General features: G+C 73.2%; 13 protein-coding genes. 4 read left to right on the top strand and 9 right to left on the bottom strand.

What is annotated here, in order from left to right; all coding sequences use genetic code 11:
• The first annotated feature begins 15 nt into the window (after positions 1-15).
• Complete coding sequence (locus IO30_RS0112900) at positions 16-1617, top strand: CocE/NonD family hydrolase (RefSeq protein ID WP_031142447.1); 1602 nt, start codon at positions 16-18, stop codon at positions 1615-1617.
• Here IO30_RS0112900 and IO30_RS0112895 read toward each other — a convergent pair.
• The 9 genes from IO30_RS0112895 to IO30_RS0112855 all read right to left on the bottom strand — a co-directional run bounded on the left by IO30_RS0112895 (position 1582) and on the right by IO30_RS0112855 (position 13163).
• Positions 1582-2754 carry a glycosyltransferase family 2 protein gene (locus IO30_RS0112895; protein ID WP_234321700.1) on the bottom strand — a complete coding sequence of 391 codons (1173 nt, stop codon included), beginning with the start codon at positions 2752-2754 and terminating at the stop codon, positions 1582-1584. The genes IO30_RS0112900 and IO30_RS0112895 overlap by 36 nt on opposite strands.
• Positions 2751-3992 carry an ATP-grasp domain-containing protein gene (locus IO30_RS0112890; RefSeq protein WP_031142444.1) on the bottom strand — a complete coding sequence of 414 codons (1242 nt, stop codon included), beginning with the start codon at positions 3990-3992 and terminating at the stop codon, positions 2751-2753. Before IO30_RS0112890 ends, IO30_RS0112895 begins: the two co-directional genes overlap by 4 nt.
• Positions 3985-4698: a PIG-L deacetylase family protein gene (locus tag IO30_RS0112885; RefSeq protein ID WP_037893893.1), complete on the bottom strand. Its 714-nt coding sequence runs from the start codon at positions 4696-4698 to the stop codon at positions 3985-3987. Before IO30_RS0112885 ends, IO30_RS0112890 begins: the two co-directional genes overlap by 8 nt.
• Complete coding sequence (locus IO30_RS0112880; RefSeq protein ID WP_031142441.1) at positions 4695-6746, bottom strand: NAD-dependent epimerase/dehydratase family protein; 2052 nt, start codon at positions 6744-6746, stop codon at positions 4695-4697. Before IO30_RS0112880 ends, IO30_RS0112885 begins: the two co-directional genes overlap by 4 nt.
• Positions 6747-6825: 79 nt before the next feature.
• Positions 6826-7560 carry a hypothetical protein gene (locus tag IO30_RS0112875; protein WP_031142440.1) on the bottom strand — a complete coding sequence of 245 codons (735 nt, stop codon included), beginning with the start codon at positions 7558-7560 and terminating at the stop codon, positions 6826-6828.
• A 7-nt stretch (positions 7561-7567) separates the two neighbouring features.
• Complete coding sequence (gene vioC, locus IO30_RS0112870; protein WP_031142439.1) at positions 7568-8617, bottom strand: arginine beta-hydroxylase, Fe(II)/alpha-ketoglutarate-dependent; 1050 nt, start codon at positions 8615-8617, stop codon at positions 7568-7570.
• A gap of 72 nt (positions 8618-8689) precedes the next feature.
• Positions 8690-10573, bottom strand: coding sequence for an amino acid adenylation domain-containing protein (locus IO30_RS0112865; RefSeq protein ID WP_031142438.1), 1884 nt, complete (start codon positions 10571-10573; stop codon positions 8690-8692).
• Positions 10570-11751 (bottom strand): capreomycidine synthase, encoded by a 1182-nt coding sequence (gene vioD / locus IO30_RS0112860; RefSeq protein ID WP_031142436.1) that lies wholly within the window; start codon positions 11749-11751, stop codon positions 10570-10572. The genes IO30_RS0112865 and vioD overlap by 4 nt, the downstream gene beginning before the upstream one ends.
• A gap of 20 nt (positions 11752-11771) precedes the next feature.
• Entirely contained in the window at positions 11772-13163 is a 1392-nt protein-coding gene (locus IO30_RS0112855; protein ID WP_031142434.1) for a KamA family radical SAM protein, read from the bottom strand.
• Between the two features lie 431 nt (positions 13164-13594).
• On the opposite strand from IO30_RS0112855, the gene IO30_RS43360 reads away from it, so the two are divergent.
• The 3 genes from IO30_RS43360 to IO30_RS0112840 all read left to right on the top strand — a co-directional run bounded on the left by IO30_RS43360 (position 13595) and on the right by IO30_RS0112840 (position 17730).
• Positions 13595-14191, top strand: coding sequence for a helix-turn-helix domain-containing protein (locus tag IO30_RS43360; RefSeq protein WP_078903998.1), 597 nt, complete (start codon positions 13595-13597; stop codon positions 14189-14191).
• A 75-nt stretch (positions 14192-14266) separates the two neighbouring features.
• Entirely contained in the window at positions 14267-16003 is a 1737-nt protein-coding gene (locus IO30_RS0112845) for a carbamoyltransferase family protein (protein WP_037893889.1), read from the top strand.
• Complete coding sequence (locus IO30_RS0112840; protein ID WP_051902181.1) at positions 16000-17730, top strand: condensation domain-containing protein; 1731 nt, start codon at positions 16000-16002, stop codon at positions 17728-17730. The genes IO30_RS0112845 and IO30_RS0112840 overlap by 4 nt, the downstream gene beginning before the upstream one ends.
• Positions 17731-17757 lie beyond the last annotated feature (27 nt).

The raw sequence follows: 17757 nt of genomic DNA, 5'->3' as shown, positions 1-17757 counted from the left end.
TCGGACGATTGGACCGTGCGTATCATCATCGAACACGACCTGAAAATACCCATGCGCGACGGCGCCTTACTGAGCGCCGATCTCTATCTCCCGGAGGATGTTCCCGGACCCGTTCCGGTACTCATCCGGAGAACTCCCTACGGGAAATCCGGAAATCCCGGCGGCGCTTCCCTGGACGGCCTGCGCATGGCGCGCGCCGGATACGCCCTGCTGGTGCAGGACGTCCGCGGCCGATTTTCTTCCGGCGGTACCTTCGAGCCCTATCTGAACGAGGCCGCGGACGGCGCCGACACCGTGGCCTGGGCAGCGGCGCAGCCCTGGTGCGACGGCTCGGCGGGCCTGTTCGGGCGCTCCTACGAAGGGATGTCCGCCCTGCTCGCGGCCACGGAAGGGCCACCCGCCCTGGGTGCGGTCGCCCCCCACGTGTCCGGCTCCGGATTCGACGAGGGCTGGACGTACCAAGGCGGCGCCTTCCAGCTCGGATTCGTCCTCTACTGGGTGCTCTACGATCTGCTGCTCACCGGCGCCGGACTCGATTCCGCGGCCGAACGGGAAGTCGCCGAAGCCGTCGACCGCATCGACGCGCTCTACCGCGATCCCGGGCAGGCGGCGGAACTCCTCGACCGGCTCGCGCCCTATTACAAGGAGTGGCTCGCCCACCCGTCCGGCGATGCGTACTGGCGCCGGTCCGCGCCGCGTGAATCCTATGCCGCGATAAAGGTGCCGGTACTGAACATCACCGGCTGGTACGACATCTTCCTGGCGGGCGCGCTGGAGAATTCCGCCGCGATCCCCGGCACCGAACTGGTGGTCGGCCCCTGGTCCCACTGCGTCACCGGAGGCGTCTTCCCCCAGCGCCGCTACGGGCTCGCCGCCGACGAACAGCACCTGGACGTCACCGGGCTCCACCTCGCCCACTTCGACTGCCACCTCAGGCAGCGGCCCCCCGCCCGCGAGAGCGCCCCGGTACGGCTCTTCCTCACCGGCGCCGACCAGTGGCGCGCCTTCCCCGCCTGGCCGGTCCCCGGCACCCGCCCGTACGCCCTCCACCTCAGCGGCCGCTCCCTCACCGAAGCCCCGGGCCTGCCGGGCGGCGACGTCCTGCGCCACGACCCGGCCGACCCGGTCCCCACCACCGGCGGGGCCACGGCGCTGCCCGGCCAGTTCACCGGCGGCGACTGCGGCCCGCTCGACCAGCGGGAGGTGGAGCGGCGGCCCGACGTGCTGTGCTGGACCACGGAGCCGCTCGACGCCCCGCTCACCGCGATCGGCGAGGCCGAACTCCTCGTGTACGTCACCCCGGACGCCGCCGGCGCCGATGTGACGGGAAAGCTCGTCGACGTCCACCCGGGGGGCCGGGCGGAGATCCTCACCGACGGCATCCGCCGCCTCGCGGGCGACGCACCGGGTCCCGGAGGCGGTGCGGTGGCCGAGGTGCGGGTGCGTCTGGGCGCGATCGGCCACGTCTTCGAAGCGGGGCACCGCATCCGGCTGGAGATCGCCGGCAGCAACGCGCCCCGCTTCGACACGCACCCGAAGGTGGTCGCCCACCACACCGTTCACCATGGCGGCGACCACCCCTCACGCCTGCTGCTGCCGCTGCTCACCGACGACTGAGCCCGCGCCCGGGGCGGCGGCCGGGCCGGCGTCCTGGCCCGCCGCCGTCCGGACCGCGTCCGGGTGGAAGACCGACAGGTCCGCGACCCTCTCGATCCGCCGTCCGGCCTCCCAGTGGGAGCGCCGCAGCCGGCGCAGCTGGGTCTTGGTCAGGCGGGTGCTGTGCTGCGGGATCGACCGCACCAGCCGCGCCCGCTTGGCCGAGACCGGGTAGCGCTCGCGCACCTCGTAGGGATCGTTGAGCAGGTGGTGTGCCGTACCCGTATGGAAGGCGGCCTTCAGCAGTGCGTAGTACGCCGCCGCGCCCACCCCCTTGGCCTGCGCGCAGTGCACCAGCGTCCGGGACGCCTCGAACAGCCGCCACGCCACGGGGACGGCGGGCGTGGTGAACACCCCGGTCTCCTGGGCGATGCCCTCGCCCACCCCGTACCGGAAGTAGCTGCGCATGTTCGCGAAACCGTGCTGCGCGTCGTGGAAGATCCGCGCCTCCGGAAGGTAGACCACCGGGATCCCGGCCAGCTGGAGCCGGAAGTCGAACTCCCGGTCCTCGCACCAGTGGATCAGCTCGTCGAAGTGGTAGCCGCCGATGTGGTCGACGATGGCCCGGTTGTAGATGAGCGGGGGCGACAGCGCACTGACGTAGTCGCCCTCGTCGAACTCCCGCACCCGGGCGGTGAGCTTGCTCAGCAGTCCGTCCGACTCCCCGTACACCACCTGGCCCTTGACCACCGGTTCGGTGAGCACGGCGCGCACCATCATGCGCACCACGCCCGGGGCGAAGGTGCAGTCGGAGTCCATCAGCAGCAGGTACTGGTTGTCGGTGGCGGCGGCCCCGGCGTTGTAGGCCGCGCCGAGATTGCCGACGTCCTCGATCTCGGTGACCGTGAGCGCCCTGGGGTGCTCGGCGATCAGTTTCCTGACCGCGTCGCTGGGCCCGTTGAGCGCCAGCACGATCTCGACGTCCTCGTCGATCGACGCGATGCAGTCCGCGATCCGCAGGTCGTCGCGCAGGGCGATGACCACACTGGTCCGCGCGATGCCCTTGTCGACCGCTTCCTCGTCCACCGGCACGGTGGCCATCGAACTCTCCTCGTTGTCGCTGTGCGTGGGACTGTGCGTATAGGTGTCCTGGTTCACTGCGCGCGCTCCGTCGGGTCCTTGAAGCGCAGCGGCAGCGCGGCCAGGGTGCGCCGCGCGATCGACTCCGCCTGCGCGAGGCCGGGGGCGTGGGCGATCACCCCGGCCAGCACGTCGGCCCCGCCGCTGTACGGCGGCAGCACGGTCCCGGGGCGCAGTTCCGTCCCCCAGAACACGTCGTGCACACCGGCCCGGCGCGCCACGTCCTGGGGATTGCCGACCCACTCCACGACCCCGCCGTCGGCCGGCAGGAACCGCTGTACGGCTGCCCCCTGAAGGGTCGGCACCAGCTCGGAGAGCTCCAGCGGCCGCCCCAGGGCCAGCCGGACCACGTTCGGCAGCGGATCCACCCCGGTGGCCAGTCGCATCACCTCGGTGGCGATGCGGGCGCCGGTCAGCCGGCAGGTGATCTCCAGCAGCACCACCCGGCCGTCCCGGGTGCGCAGGATGTCGGTGTTGATCACCGCGGGGTCCAGACGGAGCGCCTCGGCGCCGCGCCGCACGGTGTCGGTGACCTCCGCGACCTGCTCCGGGGTGAGCCGGCTGGGCAAGGTGTCGCCGCCCTCGAAGAAGTACGGGGCGAACTCCTCCTTCTGTCCGTACTCGCGGTCCGCGAAGCCGATCGTGTGGAAGATCCCGTCGACCATGAACCCGGCGAGGGTGTGCTCGGTGCCCTCCAGGAACTCCTCGACGACGATCCGGCCGCCGGGGCTCAGCCGCAGCGCCTCCGCCGCCAGCTCCCGTACCGCTTCGGCCGACTCCACCTTCATCACGCCCAGCGAACCGGTCTGGTCGCAGGGTTTGATCACCGCGGGCAGGCCCACGTCGGCGACCGCCCGTACGGCCTCGCCCACGCTCTCCGCCACCGCGTGCCGGGGCATCGGCAGCCCGGCCTTGCGCAGGATCGCCAGTCGGCGGTCCTTGAGCGTGCAGTCCAGGGCCGTCTCCAGCGGCAGCCCGGGGCACCCGAAGCGCCGGGCCAGCGCGCTGATCACCGGCGGGTTGTCGGCGCCGAGCGAGAACACCCCGTCGAGCCGGTCGATGCCGGCCGCCGCGAGCTCGGCCAGCACCGCCACCGCGTCGTCGGGGTCGCACACCAGCAGGGTGTCCGCCTCCGCCCGGACCCGGTCGGTGGGCCGGTCGGTGGCCACCACCACGTCCAGCCGCATGGCCCGCAGTCCGGCGAGCGAGTGGTCCATGCCGGAGCCGAGGCCGCAGACCAGGACCCGGTCAATCACGGCCGCCCCCCGATCCCGGGCCCGGCCCCGGACCGGTCAGGCCGAGGACCTGGAACACCTCCGCGTACCCGGACCCGGAGGCGACCGCGCCCCGGTACCGGGCCAGCCCGCGGATGCCCTCGTCCCAGGCGGCGTGCCGCAGCTGCGAGCGGTAGCAGCGCATCGCCTCGACCTTGGCCTCGATCTGCCCGCCGATCTCCTCGGCGTACTGGAACCGGGCCATCGGCGCCCACACCTCGTACCCGAGCACCAGCTGCGGCGCGGGCATCGGCTCCGCACCGGCCTCCTGGAAGAAGGACGACTGCGCCATCCAGAGCGCCTCGGTGGCCAGCTGGTGCACCATCCGGTGCTCGACGTCGTCGTCGTTGTCGTGCGGCAGGTACACGACCTGCGGCCGGACCTCCCGCAGGACCCGTACGAGGTCCAGATGGACCTCGCGCGTCAGCCGGAAGTCCCGCGAGGGCTCCTCGAAGCGGACCACGCGGTGCACCCCGAGGGCCTTGGCGGAGGCATCGGTCTCGGCCGCGAACTCGGCGTCGGTCACCTCGTCGTCCAGCGCGCTGCGTTCCCGGCCGATGACGATGACCACGGTGACCCGGGCCCCGTCCCGCACGTGTTTGGCGATGGAGCCGCCGCATCCGATGACGTCGTCGTCCGGGTGCGGTGCGACCACGAGCACATCGGTCACCGCCGTCACGGCCGTCATCGCCCGGCCTCCGGGAGGAGCCCGGCCCAGCCCGCCCAGCGGGCGGTCAGCGCGATGCCCTCGGCGAAGCCCACCGATGCCTCGAACCCGAGCCCCTCGCGGGCCGCACCGAAGCGGGCGCGGGCTTCGGAGCGGTACAGCTCCAGCTCCCAGTCGGGGACCGTGCCCGGGTCCGCGCCCGCGTCCGGCAGCGGGTCCCCGAGCTGCCTCATCGTGCGTACGGCGTCGAAGAAGGCGCCCCAGCTCACCGGCTCGCCGTGGCCGACGAGGAACCGCCTGCCCGCCACCCCCTGCGCCGTGACCGCCCGCAGCGCCGCCTCGACGACGTCGTCGACGTACACGGCGTTGCACGCACCGGCGTCGCCCGTCGGGAGGGCGTCGAAGTCGCCGGGCTCCCGGAGGAGCTGGGCGCTGGTCCACTGGCCCGCCCAGGGCCCGTAGACCACTCCCGGCTGGAGGACGACCGTCTCCAGGCCGCCTCCGTCGGCGGCCAGCACCGCCTGTTCCGCGGCCAGCTTCTGCTGCTCGTACTCCCGGTCCGCCGGGTCGGCCGGGCGGGCCGGGGACTCCTCGGTCAGCTCGCCCGCCCCGGTGGCGTCGTACACGTCGATGGTGCTGAGGTGCACCACCCGCCGTACGCCGGCCTGCCGGGCGGCGGCCAGGACGTTCGCCGTGCCCTCGACGGTGGCCGCCCAGCGGGCGGACTCGTCTCCGTCGCTGCCGAAGGCGCAGTGCACCACCGTGTCGCAGCCCGTGAACGCCTCGCGCAGGCTCTCCACGCTCATCAGGTCGCCGCGCCGGAACTCGATCCGGTCCTGCGGCAGTACCGACAGCCGGGCCGCCCGCCCGAACCCGCGGACCACCGGCCGGATCTGCGCTTGCGTGCCGAGGGCGAGACGCTCGACGAGCCGGCCGCCGATGAACCCGCTCGCACCGGTGACGGCGACCGTACGGCCGTCCAGCTCGGGCAGGGCCTGCGCGGTCCGGCTGGTCCAGGGCTGGGACATGGGCCGGCGCACGGCCTCCGCGTAGCACTCCTGGATCAGCTCCACCACGCGTACGCCGTCGGCGGGGCCCGAGTGCGCGGCTGCGGTACCACGGCAGGCGGCGGCGAAGTTGCCGAGCTGCTCGGTGAAGAGCAGCTCCCACTCGTCCTGGGCCGGGGCCACCGCCTCGACGTCGCCGCGGTGGAGCTCCTTGCCGTCGGCGGTGATCAGCGTGCACTCCCCCGCGGGGAAGTCGGTGCCGATGGTGACGGTCGCCTCGGTGCCGACGACCTTGCAGGAGATGCCGAGGTCGCGCAGGCGGCTGAACTCGGTGACCACGTCGACGCCTGCGAAGCGCAGGTGCGCGGAGGCGTCGGTCTCCACCCCGCCCAGCGAGTTGTCCTCGTACGACACGACCTCGACGTCCGGGCCGAGCCACCACAGCAGGGTGTCGAAGACGTGCGAGGCGGTGTCGGTGAGCACCCCGCCGCCCGCGAGGCGGCGGTCGAACATCGACCAGGAGACCGGCTCCCAGGCGTACGGGTGCCCCTCGTTCCACTCGACGCTGCGCACCTCGCCGAGCCCGCCGTCGCGGATCAGCCGGTGCACCCACGCGTAGGCGGGGAAGAGCCGGCGGGGGTGGGCCATGGCCAGCACGGTTCCCGATGCGCGGGCGGCGGCGTCGGCCGCCTCGGCGAGCCGGCGGGCGTCGGCGACCGAGGTGGTCATGGGCTTTTCGAGCAGGACGTGCTTGCCGGCGGCGAGCAGCGGTTCCACCGTCTCGGCGTGCTTGGTGTGCGGGACGACGACCACGGCGGCGTCGAAGAGGTCGGCGACCTGGTCCGCATCGGTGGCGAGGACCACCTGGTCGGCGTCGGCTCCGCCCAGCTCGCGGTAGAGGGCGAGGGCCGCCTCGGCCTGCTTCGGGTCACGGTCGACGAGGACGGTCAGCCGCACATCGCCCTTGAGCGGGGGCAGGGCCGGTATGTGGCAGCCGCGGGCGGCCGCGCCGCAGCCGACGATCGCGAGGCGCACGGGGGCTGCGGGAGTCACGGAAGTCATGGAATCTCCAGGGTCGTTGCGGGGGTCGGGAGAGGAGAGGAAGAGCAGCGGGGAGCAGCTGGGAGCGGGGAGCGGGGGCTCAAGGGGCGTGGTGGACCCAGACGTTCGGCTCGGCGTAGGTGCCCTGGCCGTCGTCCGTCACGCGCAGCGGCACCAGCCCGCCCGGGAGCGGGTAGTCGCCCGGCCCGGGCAGCGGATGCCCGAGCTCCTCCTCCCAGCGGGCCACCGGCTGCCGGATGACCAGCGAGCGGGCGGCGATCCCGAGCTGCCGGGCGCCGGACTCCAGGTGAGTGCGCAGCCACGGGTCGAAGCAGCTGCCGTCGGGGCGGCGCCAGGCCGCGTACTGCTCGATCGGGATCAGCGGGAAGCGGGGCTTGCGGGTCGGACGTACCGGGACGATCACTCCGCGCATGCCGCCGCGGGCGGCGGTCTGCCGCATGGCGGTGAGCAGCCGTTCGGCGTGGCCCGCGGCGCGGTGGTCGGGCGCGATGGAGACGGACAGCATGCACAGGGCGTCCGGCCGGGCCGGCGGCCCCTGGTCGACCGCTTCGACGAGGACGTCGTCGGTGCCGGCCGGCAGGCCCTCGGCGGTGCCGTCCCAGCGGACCGGCACCGCGTTGGCCGCCGCGGCCAGCCTGCCCTCCCCGTCCACCAGGCAGAGCTGGAGGGCGGGGTAGTGGTCGTACATGCCGTGCCAGCGCCAGTTGCCGGGGGATTCCCAGCTCATGAAGGCGGGCATGTTCGCGCCGGTCAGCCGGTCCGTCTCGGGCCGTAGCCCAGGGTCCCGGGACAGGTCCGTGAGGGTGAGGGACACCGGCGGATCAGCCCAGCAGGCGGGTGTCGGCGGTGGCCCGCATCTCGCGGGAGCGGCGCAGGTCGGTGGTGACGCAGACCCGCTTGAGCCAGCGGTCGGTGCCGTCGTAACGGGCGGTGAAGGGCAGCCGTCCGTGCACGGCGCGGTGGTTGTCGATGAACAGCACGTCGCCCTCGTCGGCGACGACCTCGCGCATCTGGGAGTCGATCACCTTGAAGAGGGCGTCGTAGGCGCGCCGCGCGTCCGGGTCGTCCTCGGGAACGGAGGTGAAGTACGGGTCGAGGCGCATGTACGGGTCCACGCGCGAGCCGTAGAGCAGCGGGCCGAGCGGGCGCTCGTCGATCATCTTCTGGATGGTCGCGAAGCGGGCGGCCTCCTCGGCGGAGCCGATGCTGTTGTTCTTGGGCAGGTGCGACTCGTCGGGAGCGATGTAGTAGCGCGGCTCGAAGAGCAGGTCGATGTCCTCGGAGGAGAGGGAGGACAGGTCCAGCTCGCCGACGGTGGTGGGCACGTGGTCGGGGTTGCGCAGCGCGCCGAGGATCAGGTAGTCGCTGCGGTACGGGTGGAACGCGTCCTCCGTGTGCCAGGTGAGCAGTTCCTTGCTGCCCATGCCGAGCTGGTCGTTCTCGTGCTGGCGGATCGGGAAGATGTCGTGGACGAGGTGGCCGTCCTGCTGGGTGGCCCAGCCGAACGGCTCGCCGAGCAGCGCCCCGTAGAGCATCAGCAGCAGTTCCTCGGCGAACTCCGGACCGGGGCGGCTGCGGCCGCGCCAGTGGGCGGGGGTGGGGCCGATCCGCTCCTGGTCGAAGCGGTGGCCGCGGACGACGGCGTGGCCGCGGCGGTCGGCGAGCTTGAACTCGCGCAGGAAGCGCCGGGTGCCGAGCGGCAGGCGGGCCGCGAGCTGCGGCAGGTCGCGCAGCAGGCCGGGGTCGCCGAAGGAGGGGTAGGCGCGGGTGAGTTCCTGCGTGAGGGCGGCGGTCTCGGCGGCCTCGTCGTGGGTGAGGGTGTGGGCGAGGGTGCCGCTGGTCGTGGCGGTACGGTCGGTGAGGTTCGACATGCCAACTCTCGTTCTGGTCTGGGGTGCTGCCCGCCGGTGATCACCGCGGGCCCTCGGTGTACTGCCTGTGCGCTACAGCTCGGTGGCGCGGCGGCTGCCGAGCGTCTCGCTCAGCAGCCGGGGGGTCGGGAGCGAGAACAGCGCGCTCGCCCGCAGGCCGGCTGCGGAGGGGAAGTGCTCGCGCAGGCGCGCGAGCAGCCGCATGGCGAGCAGGGACTGCCCGCCGTGGTCGAAGAAGTTGTCGTCGGGCCCGAGCCGCGGCTGCGCGAGCACGTCCCGGAACATCCCGAGCACCGTGTCCAGCGCCTCGTCCGGGCCGGCTTCCGCCCGCGCCTCGGTAACGGCCTGCGCCCGGACCTCCGCGCTCGCGTCGTGGCCCGATGCGCCTGCCCACGCGGCCAGGGCGCGTTTGTCCACCTTGCCGTGCGGGGTCTTCGGGAGCTCCGCGACCCGGTGCAGGATGCGGGGGACCGCCCAGTCGGGGAGCTGCGCGGCGAGGCGGCCGACCAGGGCGTCGCGGTCGGCGGCGGGGAGCCGGGGGGCCGTGCCCGGCGACGGGGAGAGCCGCTGGTCGGCGGGGACGGTGAAGGCCCACAGCGCGGTGCCCGTGGCCGGGTCGGGAACGACCACGGCCTGGTCCACGTCCGGGCTCTCGCACAGCGCGCGCTCCACCAGCGCCGGCTCCAGCCGGTGGCCGCGGATCTTGAGCTGGTCGTCCGCCCGGCCGAGGAAGACCAGCAGGCCCGCCTCGTCGAACCGCCCCACGTCGCCGGTCACGTACGTCCGGGCTCCGGGTCCGGCGCCGTACGGGTCCGGTACGAACCGGCGCCGCGTGGCCTCCTCGTCGTCCAGGAAGCCCCGCGCCACCAGGGGGCCGCCGATGTGGATCTCGCCGCTCTCACCGGCCGGCACCGGGCGCCCGTCGCGGCGTACGGTCACCAGCACGTCCCGCAGCGGCGTACCCAGCGGCACCTCCTCGGCGTCCTCGGGCAGCAGGCCGGTGTACAGGGTGGAGCTGACGGTGCATTCGGTGAGCCCGTAGACGTGGGCCAGTGCGGCCGGCTGCCGGCGCTGCCACGCCCGGTACGGCCCGGGGTCCATGCGCTCGCCGCCGACCACCACCGTCCGCAGCCGCGGCGGTGTGGTCAGCCCGCGCTCCTCCAGCCAGCGGGCGTACTCCAGCCAGTATTGCGTGGACAGCTCCACCACCGTCGAACCCGTCGCGCCTGTCAGCGCGTGCAGCTCCGCGGGCTCCAGCGGCTCGGTGTCCGTCCGGCACACCACCGCCGCCCCGGAGACCAGCGCCGGGAAGACCTCCTCGATCACCACGTCGAAGCCGAGCGAGGCCACCTGGAGCCAGCGGTCCCCTGAGGTCAGCGCCAGCCGTTCGGCGACGGAGGCCGCGAACCGTGCCAGCGAGCCGCGCTCGACGACCGTCCCCTTGGGGCGGCCTGTGGAGCCGGAGGTGAACAGGACGTACGCGACGTCGTGTTCGCCGGGAGCGCCGGCGCCGGTGCCGGTGCCGGTGCCGGTGGGCCGGGTCCACCCGGTGTCCGCCCCGTCCGGTACGTACGCCCCGTCCGGCGCGTGCTCGCCGTCGCCCGCCCACACCACCGCCCCGACCCGGCGCACTAGGTCCTCCCGGGCCGGCTGCGGCAGCCGGTCGTCGAGCACCGTGAAGCCGGCGCCGCTCTTGAGCGCCGCGAGCATGCCCAGCACGGCCCCGGCCGGGTCGCCGAAGGCCAGGCCCACGATCCGCCCGGGCCCGGCGCCGCGCCCGGCGAAGGAGCCCGCCCAGGCGTCGGTGAGCCGGTCCGTCTCCCGGTAGGTCAGCACGCGCGACGGGGTCACCAGCGCGGGCGCGTCCCCGTGGGCCCGTACCGCCCGCTCCCATCCGTCCAGGAAGTCCACCCGGCCGGACACCTCCGCCGGAGCCGGTGCGGCCTGCGCGCTCATCGGCCGGCCCCGCGCCCGCGCAGGAACGCCGACAGCTCGGCCAGCCCCGCCCGGAAGTCCGCCTCGCCGCCGCCGAAGCCCAGCCGGACCCCCTGCGGCGCGCCGAAGGCCGTGCCCGGCACCAGCAGCGTCCGGTGGCGTTCCAGGAGCTCCAGGCACAGCTCTTCCACCGCCCCGGGAGGCGTCCCGGGGCGTTCGAGGGCGCGGAACACCGGGAAGGCGCTCACCCCGCCCTCCGGCTCCCGCCAGCGCACCAGGTCCTCGTGCTCGGCCATCCACCCGCGCAGGTGCGCCAGGTTGCGCCCCGCCTCGGCCGCCCGGAGTCCGATCAGCTGGTCCGCGCTGCGCATGGCCCGTTCGGCGACGAGCTCCACCAGCGGCGACAGGAAGAGCGTGGTCCGGTCGCGCAGCGGGAAGGTGGCCCGCAGCAGCTCCGGGTCGGCGACGGCCCAGCCGACCCGCAGTCCGGGCAGGCCGAAGGTCTTGGAGAAGGTCCCGTAGGACACCGTCCGCAGTGCGGGCCCGTACAGCGCGCCCGGGTCCGCCAGCACTTCCCAGCGGTGCGCGATCTCGGCGGTCGCCGCGTCCCACACCAGCACCGCCCCGGCTTCCGCGACCGCCGCCGCCAGCGCCTTGAGGCCCTGCGGCGAAAGCGTCGCTCCGCTCGGGTTGTGCGGGAAGTTGACGATCACCGCGGCCGTTCCGGGCGTCACCAGGGAGCCCAGCGCCTGCGGGTCGATCTCCCCGTCGCGCACGGCCGCCGCCGGGAGCACCGCCACCTCGCAGCCCGCTTCACGCGGGTAGTGGCCGAGCGAGTGGTAGATGCCCTCCTGGACCACCACCCGGTCGCCGGGCCGCAGCAGGGTGTTCAGGGTGAGGGAGATGGCCTCGCTGGATCCGTGGGTGACCAGGATCCGGTCGGCGTCCCCTGCCGCGTACCGGTCGGCGATCGCCTGCCGGATGCCGGAGCCGCCCTGGGAGACGCTGTCGTCCATGACGATCGCGTCGAGGTCGTCCTGTCCGATGCCGCACATCTCGCGTATCTCGGCGAAGGTGTACGGGTGGACGCCGCTGGAGCTGATGTCGTACAGGTCGGGGCGCAGATGCCGGCGGTACCACTCCTCCAGTACCGGAGGTTCTTCCCGGACCGTCTCCCGCTGCGGGCGCGGATCGCTCATGGCTGTGCAACCGTCCTTCTCTACCCTTGACGGGTTTCCCGCCACCACCGCTGCCCGGAGGCCGGGAGGGTGTCGATGGGGTCGTAGTAGTGGTATGAGCCGCCGTGGGCGTCCGGGTCCGCCGCTTCCAGCGGGGTCAGGTAGCTCTTGCTCCAGTGGGAGATGCCGAGGTCCCGGTCGTAGGCATCGGTCTGGTCCACCCACCGCTTGCCGGCGAAGGGCACGTCGCACACGATGCGCGGGGTGGCGAACCCGGGGAGGTAGCCCATGATCTGACGCTGGAGCAGTTGGGCCCGGTGCAGCGGGACGCGCCAGTGCTCGGCGTTCGGGATCATGTCGCACATGTAGAAGTAGTAGGGCGTCACGCCCGCGTGGTCGGTGAGTGCGAAGCACAGGTCGAGCAGCTCGTGCGCGGTGTCGTTGACCCCGCGCATCAGCACGCCCTGGTTGCGTACGTCGCGCAGTCCGGCGGCCAGCAGGGCGCGGGCCGCGTCGGCGACCGCCGGGGTCACCTGCTGGGCGGCGTTGGCGTGGGTGTGGAGCGCGACCTGCACGCCCCGGGCCCGCGCCGTGTCGGCGATCCGGGTGATGCCCTCCAGGACGGGGGCGGACGCCCAGTACTGCGGCAGCCCGATCAGGGCCTTGCTGGCCAGCCGGATGTCCCGGATGGATTCGATCTCCAGCAGTGAGGCGAGGAAGCTCTCCAGCCGGGGCCAGGGCAGATTGGCGAGGTCGCCGCCGGACACCACGACGTCGCGGATGCCGGGGGACCGGCGCAGGTGGCCGAGGATCCGCTCGGCCCGGTCGACGGGCTTGAGGGTCAGCTTGTTCTTGGTCACCTGCGGGGTGGAGTTGCCGACCAGGTCCATCCGGGTGCAGTGCCCGCAGTACTGCGGGCAGGTGGACAGGAGTTCCGCCAGCACCTTCGTCGGGTAGCGGTGGGTCAGCCCCTCCACCACCCACATGTCCTGCTCGTGCAGGGAGTCCCGGCTGGCCATCGGGTGCGAGGGCCATTCGGGGTGCCGGTCGGAGAACACCGGCAGCATGTAGCGGCGTACCGGGTCGTCGTAGAACGCCTTCGTGACCTCGCCCGGCCGGGAGCCGGTCACGTGCGGGGCGATCGTATTGATCATTTGGGGCGGCAGGAGCACCGACATGGTCGCCCGGTACAGCCGGTCCTGCTCCCAGTCCGCGTAGAACTCCTCGTCGAGGAGGTCCCCCACGACGGCGCGCAGCCCCTTGGCGTCCTTGACGCAGTGGGCGCGCTGCCACTGCGGGTCGGACCACTGCGCCTGGCTGACTTCCCGCCATCCGGGGAACCGACGCCAGTCCGGCTCGACGAGTTCATCGCGCCGGTACTCGTACACGCCTTCCGGCGGTGTTGATTCCGCTTGGCTGCGTGCTATGTCCACCGCGTCGCCACCCATTCCCGTCCGTTCCGGCCCTTTCGCCTGACGTGGACCGATCTTGCAGAGCCGCGGAGTTGTACACGAGGGGGGACGGTTGTACGGGGCGCAGCCCGGGTGCACTCCTGTACAACCGGAGGGCATGGCGGGAAGGGAGCAGGGGAGAAGCGGAACGCGGGGGTGGAGATCCCTGCATGGTCAGGGATCGGACGAAACCGGTCGACACGACCGCTGTATGGCCTGATTTCCCGGATGCTCACTTGATCGATATGTCAGTGACATGTACCAATTTCCACGATGGCCCCTTGCGGAGGTTGTATGCCGACCACGTCGACCGACGGGGGGGTTGTACCGCCGCGCCCGCGATCAGCCAACAGCCGTTCCGTGGGTTCCCGATCGCGCGCTCCACCGAGATGATCGACTCCCCAGGGGGGAATATGGCCAGGCCAGAACGGTTACTCGATCCCACGGCCGGACCGCTGGAAGAATTCGCCCATGCCCTGCGCGCCCTCCGGCGCCAGGCCGGAAACCCGTCCTACCGCGTCATGGCGAAACGCGCCCACTACTCCGTCGCCACGCTCTCCGAGGCGGCACGCGGTTTGCACAAGCCATCACTGAAAGTCACCCTCGCCTACGTCGCCGCCTGCGACGGCGACACCACCGTGTGGACCCGTCACTGGCACCGCGTCGGCAAGGAACTGGAAGCGCGCGGAACCCCGTACGAGCCGGTCGGCCGCCCCAGAGCGGCGCCGGAGCAGCCCGTCCCGGGCACCGGCCGGACCCCCGGCACGGCGCCCGCTCCCCGGACGGACCGCACCGGCGGCGACGAGGGGACGCTGTCCGGACGCGAACGGGCGGAACTGCACCGGCTGCGCCGCGAGGTGGAGCAGCTGAGGCAAGCCAACGAGGTGCTCAAGGCGGCCTCCGCGATCTTCGCGGCGGACCTCCGCCCGGACCTCCGGCCCGATCTGCGTCCGGACCCCCGCCCCAACCTCCGTTCGGATCGCCGTTCGAATCTCCGCACAACTCGATAGGTCGTGTACAACTCCCCTGATCGACAAGATCGGTTGGCGTAACCGGACGACTCGATCGATCTTTGGGGACTGACCATGCGTGTGCTCGGAGTCAACGGCTGGCCCGGCGCCAGCCACGACGGCGCGGCCTGCCTCGTCGTGGACGGCGAAGTGATCGCCATGGCCGAGGAGGAGCGCTTCACCCGCAACAAGCACGCCTACGGCGAAGCACCCCTGAACGCCGTCGCGTACTGCCTCGCCGAAGGAGGTCTCACCCTGGGCGACATAGACGTCGTCGCCCACGGGTGGGACCTCCCCAAGCTCTTCGCCGACCGCGGCCTGGACTGGTTCGCCGGCGACGGTGACGCCCTCGAACACCTGCTGCCCAAGGCGCTGTTCCCGCGCGCCCGCGACCCCCGGCTGACCTTCGTCAACCACCACCTCGCCCACGCGGCCAGCGCCTACCACCTCTCCGGGCGCGACCGCGGCGCGATCCTCGTCCTCGACGGCCAGGGAGAGGACGAGAGCACCACCCTCGCGGTCGGGATCGACGGCGAGATCAAGACATTGCGCGCCCACACCCCCGGCTGGTCGCTCGGCTACTTCTACGCCGCGGTGTGCGAGTACGCCGGACTGGGCGCCGACGCCGCCGGAAAGATGATGGGCCTCGCCTCCTACGGCCGCCCCCAGGACCTCACCTTCGGCGGCGCCTTCACCTTCGCCGACGAGGACTTCACCATCGGCGTCGTCCCCCCGGACCTGCGCTCCACGGGCACCACCGACGAGGAGACCGCCACCATCCGGCACTGGATGGAGCACCTGGAGAAGACCCTCCCCCAGGCGCCCAACCGCTCCGCACGCCGCTTCGACCCGCGCCTGGGCCGCTTCACCAAGGTCACCGACCGGGACCCCTTCGAGTACCGCGACATCGCCGCCACCGCCCAGGCCGCCCTCGAACACGCCGTCATCGGCCTGGTCCGGGGCCTGCTCCGGGAGACCGGCGAGACCACCTTGATGATCGCGGGCGGCGTCGGCTTCAACGCCACCCTCAACGGCAAGCTGATGCGCCTGCCCGAGGTCGGCGACCTGTTCGTCCAGCCGCTCGCGGGCGACCAGGGCGTCTCCCTCGGCGCGGCCGTCCTGGTCGCGGCCCAGGAGGGCGACCGGATCCGCCCGATGGCCGGCTCGGTGGCCTGGGGCCCCCAGTGGTCCCCCGACAGCATCCGCAAGGTCCTCGACGCCTCCGGCACCGCCTACACCGAGCACGAGGACATCGCCGGGGCGACCGCCGCCGTCCTGGCCCGCGGCGGGGTCGCCGGCTGGTTCCAGGGCCGCGCCGAAGGCGGACCGCGGGCGCTGGGTCACCGCAGCATGCTCGCCGTGCCCTCGCCCGAGAGCACCCGCGACCGGGTCAACGTCCGCATCAAGGACCGGGAAGCCTGGCGGCCGTTCGCGCCGAGCATGCAGGAGGAGGCGGCCCTCGCCCTCATCGGCACCGCCACCCCGCTCCCGTACATGATCGTCACGACCCCGGTCACGGAAGCGGGCGCCGAGGCCATGCCGGCCGTCGTGCACAGCGACCGCACCACCCGCCCGCAGACCGTGTCCCACGAGAGCGACCCGCTCTACCACCGCCTGATCGGCGAGGTAGGCCGGCACACCGGCACCGCCGTCGTGCTCAACACCTCCTTCAACGGCCGTGACGAACCCGTCGTGTGCAGCCCGCGCGACGCCCTGGCCACCTTCCACCGGCTGCCGATGGACGCCCTCGCCCTCGGCCCCTTCCTGATCGAACGCTCCGCGGACGCGCTCGGTGAGGCGGGCCGCGCGTGAGCGCCCCCGCCCGGCCCGCACCGCACTCCACGGACGGGGCCGCCCCGGCCGCCGTGGACGACGTACGCGCCCACCTCGCCGAATGGCTCGCCGAAGCAGTCCTGGAACCCGCCCCCGACCTCGCCGCACCCCTGCGCGACCTCGGCGTCGACTCGCTCGACCTCATCCGCGCCGCCCGCCGCATCGAGAGCGCCTACGGCGTCCGCGTCCAGCTCCGCGAACTCTTCGCCGAGGACATGACCGTGGAGCACCTCAGCCTCCTGGTCACCGAGCGGGCCGGCCGACGCCGCGAGGGCGCCGGCCCCCTCGCCGAGCCCGGCGCCGCACACGGCCCGGTCGTCCTCACGCCCTCCCAGGAGCAGGGCTGGGAGGACCAGAACGGCAGCCGCGCCCACTGGAACCAGTCGATGCTCTTCACCACCCGCCCCGACCTCGACCCCGGCGTGCTCGCCGAAACCGTACGGCGCCTGGTCGCCGGCCATGCCTCGCTGCGCCTCGCCGTCGAGGCCCGGCCCGCCAAGCGCCCGCGGCAGACGGTCGCCGTCCTCACCCCGGACACCCCGCTCGACATCGTCGACACCGTCGACACCCGTGAACTCGACGACGCCGAACTCTCCGAGGCCGTCACCCTGCGCTGCTCGCTCGAACAGCGCTCCCTCGACCCCGGGGCGGGCCGCGTCGTGCGGTTCGTCTGGTTCGACGCCGGCCCGGCCCGCCCGGGCCGGCTCCTGATCGCCGTCCACCAGCTCGCCTTCGACATGGTGTCCTGGTCCGTCCTGATCGAGGACCTGGAGCGGCTCTACGCCGCACTCGCCGTCGGCGACGACGGGGACGACGTCCGCTGCACCGAGGGGACCGGCTACCCGGAGTGGGCCCTGGCCCTCGCCGCGTACGCCCGCACCCCCGAGGCCGAGGCGGAGGCCGAGTGGTGGACCGAGGTGGCCCGCACCCCCGGCCAGGTCCCGCTCGACCGCCGCCCGGGCGACGGAAGCGACGGCCACGCCGACCCGCGGGCCGTGAACACCGCCGCCACCGCCGCCACCCACGTCTCCCGCTTCGGCCCGGAGTTCACCGGAAGACTGTTCCGCGCGGCCCGCGCCCACCGCTGCCACCCCGGCGAACTGCTGCTGCACGCCCTCGGCGAGGCGCTCGGCGCGTGGCAGGGCCAGGACGCGGTCCGGGTGGACGTCCTTCGGCACGGCCGCGAGGAGGTCGTCGGCGACACCGATCTGGCCCGCACCACCGGCTGGTTCACCACCACCGTCCCCGTCCGCCTCGACCTCGCCCCCGGCACCCCCGCCGAACGCCTCGCCCGCACCGTCGGCCACCTCGCCGCCCTGCCCGGCGGAGGGATCGGCCACGGGGCGCTGAGCCGGCACGGCCGGCCCCGGATCTCCGCCGCCCTGCGCGGCGCCCCGCCCAGCGACGTCTCCTTCGACTTCGAGGGCGACGACGCCGACGGACTCCCCCTCGGCACGCTGCTGCTCGACGTCGCCGACGAACCGGTGGGCGAGATCACCGGACCGGACTGGGTGCGCCCCCACCTCATCGAGGTGATCGCCACGACCGACGACGGAGTGCTCCGCGTCGAATGGTGGTACTCCGGTGCCCTGCACGACGAGGCCACCATCGCCCGGCTCGCCGCCCGCCACCGCGACGCGCTCGCCGCCCTGGTCCACTCCGACGGTACTGACGGCGCCGACCGCTCCGACCCCTCCGACGGCTGACCCGCGTACAGAATCCGAGAAGGCACC

The organism is Streptomyces xanthophaeus, from assembly GCF_000725805.1.
GTDB lineage: Bacteria > Actinomycetota > Actinomycetes > Streptomycetales > Streptomycetaceae > Streptomyces > Streptomyces xanthophaeus.
Note: the sequence above shows the minus strand (reverse complement) of the source record. Positions and strands in the feature narration are given on the sequence as shown.

Bases quoted from the DNA above. Each gene is read 5' to 3' on its own strand.
- IO30_RS0112885 (WP_037893893.1), bottom strand. From the start codon at position 4,698: ATGACGGCCGTGACGGCGGTGACCGATGTGCTCGTGGTCGCACCGCAC.
- IO30_RS0112880 (WP_031142441.1), bottom strand. From the start codon at position 6,746: ATGACTTCCGTGACTCCCGCAGCCCCCGTGCGCCTCGCGATCGTCGGC.
- vioC (WP_031142439.1), bottom strand. From the start codon at position 8,617: ATGTCGAACCTCACCGACCGTACCGCCACGACCAGCGGCACCCTCGCC.
- IO30_RS0112865 (WP_031142438.1), bottom strand. From the start codon at position 10,573: ATGAGCGCGCAGGCCGCACCGGCTCCGGCGGAGGTGTCCGGCCGGGTG.
- vioD (WP_031142436.1), bottom strand. From the start codon at position 11,751: ATGAGCGATCCGCGCCCGCAGCGGGAGACGGTCCGGGAAGAACCTCCG.
- IO30_RS43360 (WP_078903998.1), top strand. From the start codon at position 13,595: ATGGCCAGGCCAGAACGGTTACTCGATCCCACGGCCGGACCGCTGGAA.
- IO30_RS0112845 (WP_037893889.1), top strand. From the start codon at position 14,267: ATGCGTGTGCTCGGAGTCAACGGCTGGCCCGGCGCCAGCCACGACGGC.